This is a genomic window from uncultured Gemmiger sp. (genome assembly GCA_944388105.1).
Taxonomy (GTDB): Bacteria; Bacillota; Clostridia; order Oscillospirales; family Ruminococcaceae; genus Gemmiger.
The window spans coordinates 39,856-51,130 of record CALXHN010000008.1 but is presented as its reverse complement, the minus strand read 5'-3'; the positions used below and the strand labels follow the sequence as shown (position 1 = coordinate 51,130).

The 11,275-nt window shown below is 61.6% G+C and carries 8 protein-coding genes and 1 pseudogene; 6 read left to right on the top strand and 3 right to left on the bottom strand.

The genetic code is table 11. The features are described 5' to 3' along the window. Positions 1–349 precede the first annotated feature (349 nt). Both Q0K17_RS01970 and Q0K17_RS01965 read left to right on the top strand, forming a co-directional pair. Positions 350–562, top strand: coding sequence for a helix-turn-helix domain-containing protein (locus Q0K17_RS01970; protein WP_294539306.1), 213 nt, complete (start codon positions 350–352; stop codon positions 560–562). Positions 563–691: 129 nt separating this feature from the next. After that, positions 692–1,969: a DNA cytosine methyltransferase gene (locus tag Q0K17_RS01965; protein WP_294539303.1), complete on the top strand. Its 1,278-nt coding sequence runs from the start codon at positions 692–694 to the stop codon at positions 1,967–1,969. A 33-nt stretch (positions 1,970–2,002) separates the two neighbouring features. Here the strand turns inward: Q0K17_RS01965 and Q0K17_RS01960 are convergent, their stop codons facing one another. Further along, positions 2,003–2,749: an HNH endonuclease signature motif containing protein gene (locus Q0K17_RS01960; protein ID WP_294539300.1), complete on the bottom strand. Its 747-nt coding sequence runs from the start codon at positions 2,747–2,749 to the stop codon at positions 2,003–2,005. 316 nt (positions 2,750–3,065) lie between these two features. On the opposite strand from Q0K17_RS01960, the gene Q0K17_RS01955 reads away from it, so the two are divergent. From Q0K17_RS01955 to Q0K17_RS01945, 3 genes and pseudogenes are all read left to right on the top strand, one after another. After that, the gene (locus Q0K17_RS01955; RefSeq protein WP_294539297.1) at positions 3,066–4,526 is read left to right on the top strand and encodes a C69 family dipeptidase; all 1,461 of its coding nucleotides are present in this window, start codon (positions 3,066–3,068) and stop codon (positions 4,524–4,526) included. 88 nt (positions 4,527–4,614) lie between these two features. Then, positions 4,615–5,376 (top strand): annotated as a pseudogene (locus tag Q0K17_RS01950) (PLP-dependent transferase); the annotation flags it as partial. Between the two features lie 265 nt (positions 5,377–5,641). Beyond that, a complete protein-coding gene (locus tag Q0K17_RS01945) occupies positions 5,642–6,865 on the top strand; it encodes a nucleotide sugar dehydrogenase (protein ID WP_294539294.1) in 1,224 nt (407 codons plus the stop codon). A 77-nt stretch (positions 6,866–6,942) separates the two neighbouring features. Here the strand turns inward: Q0K17_RS01945 and Q0K17_RS01940 are convergent, their stop codons facing one another. Then, positions 6,943–7,635, bottom strand: a complete 693-nt coding sequence (locus Q0K17_RS01940) for a metallophosphoesterase family protein (RefSeq protein ID WP_294539291.1) — start codon at positions 7,633–7,635, stop codon at positions 6,943–6,945. 134 nt (positions 7,636–7,769) lie between these two features. Here Q0K17_RS01940 and Q0K17_RS01935 point away from each other — a divergent pair, with 134 nt between their 5' ends. Beyond that, a complete protein-coding gene (locus Q0K17_RS01935) occupies positions 7,770–8,684 on the top strand; it encodes a hypothetical protein (RefSeq protein WP_294539288.1) in 915 nt (304 codons plus the stop codon). 119 nt (positions 8,685–8,803) lie between these two features. On the opposite strand, the gene Q0K17_RS01930 is transcribed toward Q0K17_RS01935, so the two are convergent. Further along, entirely contained in the window at positions 8,804–11,272 is a 2,469-nt protein-coding gene (locus Q0K17_RS01930) for a YfhO family protein (protein WP_294539285.1), read from the bottom strand. Positions 11,273–11,275 lie beyond the last annotated feature (3 nt).

Genomic DNA, 11,275 nt, shown 5'->3' with positions numbered 1-11,275 from the left:
GCAAGCTCGGGTTTGTGCCTGCCGGGTTCATCCCCAACTGCTATGGGGAAAACTATCACGGCATCATCATGATCAAATCGCTGTTGTAAAGCAGACGCGGCGAAGGAAGCTGCAAGGATAGAACAGGGGAGTCGGGCAAACACCCGGCTCCCTGCTTTTGCCGCCGCATTGGCATTTCACTCTCCGGCGGCGGTGGCGCGCCGCTGTTCGGACAGGGAATGCAGGCTGGCGCAAATGACAGGGCTGCCTCCTTTTAATTACAACCAAATCATAGGAAACACGTTGAAATCCCTATTCCGGTATGCTAAAATTCAACTGGCAAAATAGATCATGTGATGGGGCGAAAACGATGAGCATGGATTTTGAAGAAAACTGGATCGGAATCGGGGATGCGGCCATCCATCTGGGCGTAACCAAGGACACGATCAGAAACTGGATAAAGAAAACGAATATCCCCGCGCATAAAATCGGAAAGCTGTGGAAATTCAAGCGTTCCGAGCTTGATGAATGGGTCAAAAGCGGGGAAAGCGCAATCGACAATCATTCTTCCCGGAATCAGTAAGGAAAACCGGGAGCGCATATTTTTGCTGTAATCCATGTGATGCATAGGAGCGATCTCTTATAAAAATCATAATAGAGATAAAACGCTGAGAAAAAACGACGGAGAGAATGCCAAGGAATGAAGCAGACAATGAGTACCACGAACTATATTGATTTTTTCGCTGGCTGTGGAGGGCTATCACTTGGCCTTGGCTGGGCAGGCTGGTCAGGGGTGTTTGCCATTGAAAAAGACCCCATGGCGTTTAAAACATTTACATCCAATTTGGTGAACGAGGATGCTCCTTATAGGCATTTTACCTGTTGGCCGGCATGGCTCACCAAGCAGCCGCATTCGATAGAAGAATTGGTGGACGATGATGCCTATGCGGCGCATCTGAAAGAACTGGCCGGAAAAGTGCTGCTTGTGGCAGGGGGGCCGCCTTGCCAGGGGTTTTCCGTAGCGGGGGCAAGAAATGGAAATGATCCCAGAAACCTGCTGGTGTTCAAGCAGATCAAAGCGATTTCCATGCTGAAGCCCGTTTTCGGAATCATAGAAAACGTGGGGGGCTTTGAACGAAAATTTGTTTGCAGGCCCATTGACGGAATGACCATGAGTGTGGCCTCGGAAGCGGTAAAGCAGCTGGAGGAACTGGGATACAAGGTCGGAAAAGTTGTGATCAATGCCGCTGATTTCGGCGTGCCCCAGGTCCGGAAGCGCGTGATCCTGTTTTCCATCAGAGAAGACTTCTGCGGCGAAATGGATGTCGCACGTCTGCTCACGGACATTTTAAGCGAAGTCGGCATGGAGCAGCGCGCCCAGTTCGGGCTTGCTACGGACCGATATGTAAATGTCGGCGAAGCCATAAGCGATCTTGCAGGGGGGGACAAAGTCCCCGATCCCGAATTCCCCGGGTATGAAACCTGCAAGTACAGGCCTGCGCAAAGTGCCTACCAGAAACTGATGAGAAAGAACAGCCCCGGTGAGGAAGTGCCGAGTTCGCACAGATTTAACCGGCACAGCAAAAAAATCGTGACCCTGTGTGAGACCGCGCAAAGGACGCAGCCGCCGGGCCGATTGAGCAAGGAATTCTTATATGCAAACGGCTGCCATTCCAACAAAAGGTTCGTTCTGGATACGGAGAAGCCCTGCTCTACCTTGACGACCGCACCGGAGGAACTCATCCATTTCAATCAGCCAAGAGTTGTGACCCTGCGTGAAATGGCAAGGCTGCAGTCATTCCCGGATGACTATACGTTCTATGGCCGGTACACCCTAAACGGTCCGGCACGAGGAATTGATGTGCCCAGAAATGCGCAGATCGGCAACGCCATACCGCCGTTGGTGGGCAGAGCCCTGGGCCTTGCCCTGATGCGAATATATGGCCTTGTCACGAACCAGGATCCCAGGCTTGAAAAGTACCGGACATAATAAAGAGGAGGCAGCCTTTTGGCTGCCTCCTTCTTATTTGTTTGGTATATTGCGCAAAATCAGCTCTGTGACCATCTCGTCGGCGTCAATATGATTGGCGTCCGCAAATTCATGCAGCAGTTTCAAAACACTTCCGGGAACTTTTATGGGGCGATAATACTCCGGGTAGGCCCAGCCGCACTTGGAACAATCTTCTGTGCAGGACCTGCAAGAGGTGCTTTTCACATTGTTGCACCTGTCACACAGGGGCTGCCAATTGGTTATGGCGTCCGTACCCCCTCGGGACCGGGGCACCTTATGGTCCTGCTGAAATTTTTTCCCGGCATTGGTGGCCCCGCATACGGCACACTTGTTCTGGTAATGCGCCACAACGCGATCCCACTTTTCATCGGAAAGGTGGATTCTCGGTGTCTTTTTCTGATATACATTCAGGGTGCTCAGCTGGTACTGATTGCCATGCTTCACAATGCCGAGAAGCCCTTCCTCCCCCTGCAGTTCCCGCAGCCGCCGGAAGGTGTCTATGTAGGGCTTTTGTTTGGCCAGATCGACCGCTTTCCGAATTTCTTCCCGGTTCACAATCGGACCGGGAATGCCATGGCCTTTGGGCCACAGGGTTTCAAGGATCACCCTATAGATAAATCTGTTGGCCGGACTTTTTGAGATAAACCCTGCCGTAGTTTCCTCAATCCATGCATCACGATCCACCAAGTCATCGGGTTCGGCAGCAGGCGTCAGGAAGGGGGACTGCTCAATCCGGGCTTTGCTTTTTCTCTCTGCCATCTGGAAGGCCTCCTGCACAGTATTTTACATTAAATTATAACACGGAATGCCGTTTGTGTATAGAGACAATCGGAACAACCTTCTGCCGGATGGCAGCCCCCGCAAGTGGCACAGGGCGTCTGCCGGCAGCCGGCGGAGCGGGCGGGCTGTGCCAAGGACAATGGGGGCTGGAAATGGCGCGGGACCCATGCTATGATAGAGGTGTTGCCGAAAAAAGCAGAATTTTGTCGATTCCCGGTTGCGGGAAGTCGGCTGTGCAGTGAAAATCAGGCTGTACACAATTGGAAACGGATGTACATAGAAAAAGGAGAAACCCATGCCCTGTACCACGATTCTGGTTGGCAAGAAGGCCAGCCATGACGGTTCCACCATCATTGCCCGCAATGATGACGGCGCATTTGAAGCCAAGCGCGTTTTGGCCCACCCGGCCCGGGAGGGGGCGGCCACCTACAAAACGGTCATCTCTCACCTGACGGTGGAACTGCCGGAGAAGGCCATGGGCTATACCGACTGTCCCAACGTGAACAAGTCCAACGGCGTCTGGCCCGCCTGCGGCATCAACGAAGCCAATGTGGCCATGACCGCCACCGAGACCATCACCAGCAACGCCCGGGTCATCGGCGCGGACCCCTATGTGCGGTATCAGGAAAAGAAAGGCCGCCATACCAAAGAGGTCCCCGGCGGCATCGGGGAGGAGGACCTGGTGACCCTGGTGCTTCCTTACATTCATTCCGCCCGGGAAGGGGTGCTGCGCACCGGTGCGCTGCTGGAGCAGTACGGCACCTACGAACCCAACGGCATGGCCTTTGCGGATGCCGATGAAGTCTGGTGGCTGGAAACCATCGGCGGCCATCACTGGATCGCCCGGCGGGTGCCCGATGACCGGGTGGTGGTCATGCCCAACCAGTTTGGTCTGGACCATTTTGACTTCGGGGATGCCTGCGGCGCGCAGCAGGAAAACCTTTGCTCCAAGGACCTGCGGGAGTTCGTGGAAACCCACCACCTGGCGCTGGATACGGGGGCAGAGTTCAACCCGCGGCTGGCCTTCGGTTCCCGTTCCGACGCGGACCATATCTACAACACCCCCCGGGCCTGGTTCATGGCCCGGTATTTCCTGCCCCGGACCTACAAGTGGGACGGGGAGAACGCCGACTTCACCCCGGAAAGCAACGACATCCCCTGGTCCTTTGTGCCGGAGCGCAAGGTGACGGTGGAGGACGTGCGGTATCTGCTGGGATCCTATTACCAGGGAACGCCCTACAACCCCTACGACCGGACCGCGGCCTGCAAGGGCAAATACCGCACCATCGGCGTGCCCAACAGCGACGTCTGCGGCATCATGCAGATCCGCGGGTATCTGCCCGAGGCGATTCAGGGGGTGGAGTGGTTGTCCATGGGCGGCAGCGGCTTCACGGCCTGCTTCCCGGTCTATGCCCGTGTGACCGAGTTCCCCAAGTACTTCAGCGGTACCACCGAAACGGTCTCCACCGGCAGCATGTACTGGCACAGCCGGCTCATTGCCGCCCTGACCGACGCCCATTTCGGCAGTGCGCTTCTGTTTGATGAGCGGTATGTGAACGCCGTGATGAACCGGGGACAGCAGTTCCTGTACGAGTACGACGAAAAGATCCGGCAGGGCGCGCCGGTCGAAATTCTGGAGGAAGCCAACCGCAAAATTGCGGATATGGTGAAGGAGGAGTCGGACAAAGCCCTGGCCCAGATCCTCAAAAACGCCTCCGAGAAGATGAAGATCCGGTATCACAGAGGGGATAACTGAGCGTAGAACAGCAGGAAAGAAAGCAGCACCAACCGCTGGGAACAGCAGCGGACCGGTGCTGCTTTTGTTTTTTTCCACTCTTTTTCTCGGGCTGCCCCTGGTCATCGACAACACCTTCGGCACCCCCTATCTCATCCGGCCCCTGGAGCACGGCGCCGACATTGTGCTGCATTCCGCCACCAAGTTCATTGGCGGCCACGGGACCACCCTGGGCGGGGTGATCGTGGACGGCGGCCGGTTTGACTGGGCGGCCAGCGGCCGGTACCCCTGGCTCAGTCAGCCCAACCCCAGCTACCATGGCGTCCGCTTCACCCAGGCTGCGGGTCCGGCGGCCTTTGTCACCTACATCCGGGCGGTGCTGCTGCGGGACCAGGGCGCCTGCATCAGTCCCTTTGCGGCATTTCTGCTGCTGCAGGGCACCGAGACCCTGAGCCTGCGACTGGAACGCCATGTGGAAAACACCAAAAAGGTGGTGGCCTATCTGGCAGCCCATCCCCAGGTGGAACAGGTCAACCATCCCTCGCTGCCGGACCACCCGGACCACCGGCTGTACGAAACCTACTTCCCCAACGGCGGGGCCTCCATCTTCACCTTCCGCATCCGGGGCGGACGGGAGGAGGCCTTCCGGTTCATCGACCATCTGCAGATCTTTTCCCTGCTGGGCAATGTGGCGGACGTGAAAAGCCTGGTGATCCATCCCGCGTCCACCACCCACAGCCAGCTGACGGCGCAGGAACTGGCGGAGGCGGGCATCTACGAAAACACCATCCGCCTTTCGGTGGGCACCGAACACATTGACGACATCCTCGCCGACCTGGACCAGGCCTTCCGCAGCGTACGGGAAGGATGACGGGAACGCCGCTGCTGGTCTCGGCACCGTGAAGGCGGCAGACGGGTACCCAGCCTGCCAAAAATGCCCCGCTGCGGGCCGGCGCATGCCGGTGTCTGCGGCGGGGCTTTTTGGGGGAACGGGGCGTCGGTTGAAATACAAAATGGCCTATGCTATAATTAAAAAATCCGGGGTATTATTGACCGAAAGGGCGCAAAACCGTTGAAAACCGGCCGCCGCCCCCGGGCTTTGCCCGCGGCGCAGACGTTTTACAGGGGGAACAAGCATGAAAATCGCAGTTGCCGGTACCGGTTATGTGGGGCTGTCCATAGCCACGCTGCTGGCCCAGCATCACCATGTCACGGCGGTGGACATCCTGCCCGAAAAGGTGGAGAAGATCAACCGCCGGGAATCGCCCATCCAGGACGAATACATCGAAAAGTATCTGGCGGAAAAACCGCTGGACCTGACCGCCACCCTGGACGGGGAGGCTGCTTACCGGGACGCTGAGTTCGTCATTATTGCGGCGCCCACCAACTATGACAGCACCAAGAATTTCTTTGACACCTCCGCGGTGGAGGAGGTCATCCATCTGGTGCAGAAAGTCAACCCCGACGCCATCATGGTCATCAAGTCCACCATCCCGGTGGGCTACACCGAACATATCCGCCGCAGCACCGGCAGCCGGAACATCCTGTTCAGCCCGGAATTCCTGCGGGAGAGCAAGGCCCTGTATGACAACCTCTATCCCAGCCGCATCATTGTGGGCACCGACCCCCGGGACCCCCGTCTGGTGGAGAAGGCCCATGTCTTTGCCGGTCTGCTGCAGGAAGGGGCCATCAAGGAGAACATCGACACCCTGTTCATGGGCTTTACCGAGGCCGAGGCGGTGAAGCTGTTCGCCAACACCTATCTGGCCCTGCGGGTGAGCTATTTCAATGAACTGGATACCTACGCCGAGACCAAGGGCCTGAACACCAAGGACATCATCGACGGTGTCTGTCTGGACCCGCGCATCGGCAACCACTACAACAACCCCAGTTTCGGGTACGGCGGCTACTGCCTGCCCAAGGACACCAAGCAGCTGCTGGCTAACTACGCCGATGTGCCGGAAAACCTCATTGAGGCCATTGTGGAATCCAACCGCACCCGCAAGGAGTTCGTGGCCGACCGGGCCCTGGAGATCGCCCGGGCCTGCGCGGCCGGAGACGGGGGCGACGCGGATGCCCCGGTGGTGGGCGTCTACCGCCTGACCATGAAATCCAACTCCGACAACTTCCGCCAGTCCAGCATCCAGGGCGTGATGAAGCGGATGAAGGCCAAGGGGGCCCGGGTCATCATCTACGAACCCACGCTGGAGGACGGCACCGACTTCTTCGGCAGCCGGGTGGTCAACGATCTGGCGGACTTCAAGGCCCGGAGCAACGCCATCATCGCCAACCGGTACGACAGCTCCCTGGACGATGTGAAACAGAAGGTCTATACCCGGGACCTGTTCCGGCGGGACTGACCCGCGGCAGGGACCCGGCTCGAAAAAAAGCGGCGGCACGGAAACTTCCGTGCCGCCGCTTGCCTTTGCCCCCCGGGTCAGGCCAGGGGGATGAGATCGTGGAAGAGGAACTGCATCCGGTCCACCGCCTTGTTGATGTGCCAGTGGCCGCAGTACCAGCGGCCGTACCGGGTGCGGGATTCGATGGTGTCCAGCCAGAGTTCGGTGGAGCGGTCCACCCGGCTCTGGTCCAGCCCGGGCAGCAGGGCTTCCTGGGGAATGTACCGGGCCGGACAGGTGTGGGACAGGATGAGGTCCACCTGCCAGTCCCGGGCGGCCAGCGCCGCCTCCACCCGCTGCCGGGTGGCCTGGTCCGGCTGCTCGTCCGCCCACCAGGGGTACCCGTGCATCAGGCGATAGTATTTGTCCACGCTGTACGCCCCGCCGATGACCAGCGCCGAACGGCCGTCCAGGTCGTAGATCTCCCCGTCCCGGGCAAAGATCAGGTTGGGAAAGGCCGGTTCCACCCACACCTGCCCGCCGAACCGGGTCTGCTGTTCATACAGGCCGGTGGGGGCGGGGCGCTGTTCGTGGTTGCCCTGGATGCAGAAAAGGGGGATCCCCAGGGAATTCATCAGCTGTTTGTTCCAGCGGTCCTCGTCGCCGCCGTGGTAGTTGAATCCCACATCCCCCAGGATGATGCAGCCCTGGCAGTCTGTGCGGGGCAGGGCGTCCAGGCGGTCATACAGCGGGTAGAAGCTGGCGTGGGTATCGCCGGTGACATACAACATACAGACACCTCCGTGAGAGTTGGCGGCGCGGGTGCGCCGGCGGAACAAGGAAGGATTTGCAACAGGCTCCAAAATTGTGTACTATGATGGGTAGGGACAAACCGTCCGCAGGACGGCTGAGGAGGAGAGAGACGATGAAGGAAAACAGAAGACTCCGCCGGTGGCTGGCGGCACTGCTGGCCGCGGTGGTTCTGGTGGGGGCGGGGGCGGCCCTGCGCTGGACCTTCCGGATGTGGTACGGCGGGCAGGGCAGCGCCCTGGAACGCACCGATCTGCCGGGATACGCCTCCGTGCCCAACGATCTGCCCGCGGGCGCCTACGCGGCGGAAAACCACTGCACCGAACCCGGGGCAGTGACCCTGACCGACGACGCGGGCCGCTGCTGGCGGGTGTCGGCGGAAGGCTGGAACCTGCAGTGGGTGCAGACCAACGGGGTGGGGGCTGTGATCAATGCCCGGAACGTGCGCACCGGGGCCACCCACAGCTTTTATCTGGGGGCCCAGGCGGACAGCTTTGACTTCTTCCCCCAGAAACTGGGGGAGGAGCTGTATGCGGATCCCCTGGGCACCATGCGCAAGACCCTGGGCCGGCTGTGGCGGGTGTGCGGATGGACCGAAAGCGGATTCCGTGACTTCACCGGCGGGATGAGGGTGGAGGCCATCTCCCCCGGGGAGGTGGGCCAGCGGGTGGCGCTGGGCAATGGTCTGGACCTGCAGCAGGACGCGGGATTCAGCGGCAACCTGCTGCTGGTGGAAGACACGGTCACCGCCCCCGAACTGACCCTGCGCCAGGAGGAGCCGGCAGACCTGGCCCAGGCCCCCCAGACCCGCACCTACACCAACGCCGACGGCCTGACCTGGACCCTGCGGTGGCAGGATTTCCAGCCGGGGGAGACTCTGCGTCTGGCCGCCGGGTGTGAGACCGGCGACTGGCTGGAGATCTGGCTGTACAGCGGGTTCCTGGAATACAAGGGCATCACCACCCAGGAACAGGCCCTGGAAGAGGTGTTCCGGGCCCTGGACCACATTTCCCGGCGGGCCCCGGCCTGAGTCCATGGTTCCATTATAACAGGGACGCTTCCTGAAAGAAAGGGAGGCGGCGGCCAAAACCGGCCGCTCTCCCACAAAAGCAAACCGGGCGAAGACGGTAAGTCTTCGCCCGGTGTTTTTTATGCCTTGGCAGGTCTCCGCCGCCGGAAAGCCAGCAGCAGCACCAGCCCCAGACCCAGGGCACTCAGGGCCAGTCCGGCCCCGGTCCCCGGCTGGGTGTAGGTCAGGGTCAGGGTGTGGGTGCCGGCGGGCACCGCCACCCCCAGCAGATACCCGGCGGCCTGCACCTCCACCGGCTGGCCGTCCAGGGCGGCGGTCCAGTTCCGGTCATAGGGCAGGGTCAGCACCGCCAGACCGTCGGCGGCGCTGTCGGTCTGCAGGGTCACGGCCCCGTCCCGCCAGCTTGTCACGGCGGGGGCGGTGGCTTTCAGGGCGTCACAGGCATCGGCCAGGGCCTCCTCGTCCAGCACCGCAAAGAGGGCGCTGTCTGCCGGGGCGTCCAGGGCCACGGTCACCGTCTGGCCCGCCCGGACCCGGCCCAGGTCGATGACCGACCCGGAGGACCGTTCCAGGCTGAACAGGGTGCCGGCGTCGGCCCCGTCCACCGTCAGGGGCACATCCGACGCCGTGCCGGTGAACACCCCGTACAGGATGCCGTCCCTGTCCGCCGTGAGGGTGTAGCGGTCCCCGGCGCCGCCCTCCTGCACCGAGAAGAGGGCTGTCTGCCGCCCCAGCAGGGCGGAATAGAGGGTCTCGGCGGCGGTGAAGGGGTCGGTGCCCTCCGCCAGGACAAAGTCCCCGGCGCTGCCCGGGCTCCACAGGGCCCGGGGCAGGGCGTTGGGGTTTTCGTACACCTGCCAGGGGGTGTCCAAGTCCGTCCGGGTGAAATGGGTGGGCACCCGCCCGCCGTCCCGGTCCAGAAAATACCCGATGGACAGAAGGCTGTCCGCCGCGGCGGTGCTGCCTCCCAGATACCCGTAACTGGCCCCGTAGTTGCAGTAGCCCAGGGCCATGAGCAGCAGGGTGCCGGTGCCGTCCTGCACGCTGCTGAAATGGGTCAGCCCCTCAAACCCCAGCAGCATGGGGTCGTTGAGGGTGCGGAAAAAGGTCTTTTCCAGCCGCAGACCGGCCGGGTTGCGCTCTTCCACCGCCTGCACGGTGGCGCGGCCGTCGGAAACAAAGGTTTGGTAGTCCGCCACCGTATAGACCTCAAACTGCCGCAGGGCCCAGGCGGCGTTCAGGGCCAGTTCCCCTGCCGCCAGCACCGCCAGGGCGCCCGCGGCCATCCGCCGCCGGGTCCCGGCGCTGCGGCTCCACAGCCAGACCAGCCCCACCGATGCCAGCAGCAGCACACAGGCCAGCGCCCACCGGCGGCGGCCGTAGGTCTCGGCCCGGGTGAGAAAGACCACCGCCGCCAGCACCAGGGCCAGCCCGCCGGCAGTGAACACCCGGCGGCGTGTGAGCGGGGCCGCCAGCGCCCCGGCGCCCAGGCTCAGCAGCCAGAACACCAGCAGAAAACTTTCCCGGTAGGGGAACCAGTTGGGGGCGGCAAAGCCGTGCCACACCAGGTCCGCCGGCTGCCACCACATGCTCAGGACCAGCACCGCCCCCAGGGCCAGAAAAGCAGCCTTTTCCCGCCCGGGCCGGGGGCTGACCAGATAGAGCAGCAGTCCCGCCAGACCCAGCATGCCGCAGTAAACCAGGGGCAGGCCGGTCTGGACGTCCGCCCACACAAAGTTGCCGGTGAAGAACTTCTGCACCAGGTCCGGCAGGGAAAACTGCACCCCGCCGGTCAGATCCAGGGCGGTGTTTTTCACCGTCAGGATCCCGGCCACAGCGGGGACCAGCACCGCCCCGGCCAGGGCGGCGCCGGTGATGCCGCACACCCCGAACCGGGCCAGCAGAAGCACCGTCCCGCGGCGTCCCCCCGCCGGAGGAGGGCAGGCGGCCAGCTGGGCCAGAATATACAATACGGAGAAAATGCAGAGCATATACCCCATGTAGAAATTGGTGAAGATGGCGGCGGCCAGGGCCAGGGCGAAGCCCAGCCCCCGGCTGCCGCGCAGCAGTCCGTCCAGTCCGGCGGCCACCAGGGGCAGCAGGATCACCGAATCCAGCCACAGCACATTCTGGGCGTAGGCCACGGTGTAGCCCATGAGGGCGTAGCACCAGCCCAGGGGCACAAAGAGGGGACAGGCGCCCCAGCGCCGCCGCAGATACCACACAAAGGTCAGGGCGGCCAGCAGCACCTTCAGTGCCCAGACCACACAGCACAGCCAGCCGTAGGTCTCGGGGGCAAAGAGGAGGTACAACCAGGCAAAGGGGCTGGCAAAGTAGTAGGCAAACAGGGCAAAGCTGCCGCCGCCCAGCCCCATGTCCCCGGCATAGGTCAGGCTGCCGCCGGTGCGCACCGCCTCATAAAAATGGGCATAGAAGGGGATGTACTGGCTGTTCAGGTCCCCGGTCATCACCGAGTTGGGGCCAAAGGGCCAGTATCCGCACAGGGCATACAGGATCCCCAGGATCACCGCCATCCCTGCCGCCGTGAGGAGATAGGGCAGGGCGCGGTGTTTGGATGTTGCGGTCATAGG

Excerpts from the sequence above, each read along its gene's own strand:
- Q0K17_RS01970 (WP_294539306.1), top strand. The coding sequence starts at position 350 with ATGAGCATGGATTTTGAAGAAAACTGGATCGGAATCGGGGATGCGGCC.
- Q0K17_RS01965 (WP_294539303.1), top strand. The coding sequence starts at position 692 with ATGAGTACCACGAACTATATTGATTTTTTCGCTGGCTGTGGAGGGCTA.
- Q0K17_RS01960 (WP_294539300.1), bottom strand. The coding sequence starts at position 2,749 with ATGGCAGAGAGAAAAAGCAAAGCCCGGATTGAGCAGTCCCCCTTCCTG.
- Q0K17_RS01955 (WP_294539297.1), top strand. The coding sequence starts at position 3,066 with ATGCCCTGTACCACGATTCTGGTTGGCAAGAAGGCCAGCCATGACGGT.
- Q0K17_RS01945 (WP_294539294.1), top strand. The coding sequence starts at position 5,642 with ATGAAAATCGCAGTTGCCGGTACCGGTTATGTGGGGCTGTCCATAGCC.
- Q0K17_RS01940 (WP_294539291.1), bottom strand. The coding sequence starts at position 7,635 with ATGTTGTATGTCACCGGCGATACCCACGCCAGCTTCTACCCGCTGTAT.
- Q0K17_RS01935 (WP_294539288.1), top strand. The coding sequence starts at position 7,770 with ATGAAGGAAAACAGAAGACTCCGCCGGTGGCTGGCGGCACTGCTGGCC.
- Q0K17_RS01930 (WP_294539285.1), bottom strand. The coding sequence starts at position 11,272 with ATGACCGCAACATCCAAACACCGCGCCCTGCCCTATCTCCTCACGGCG.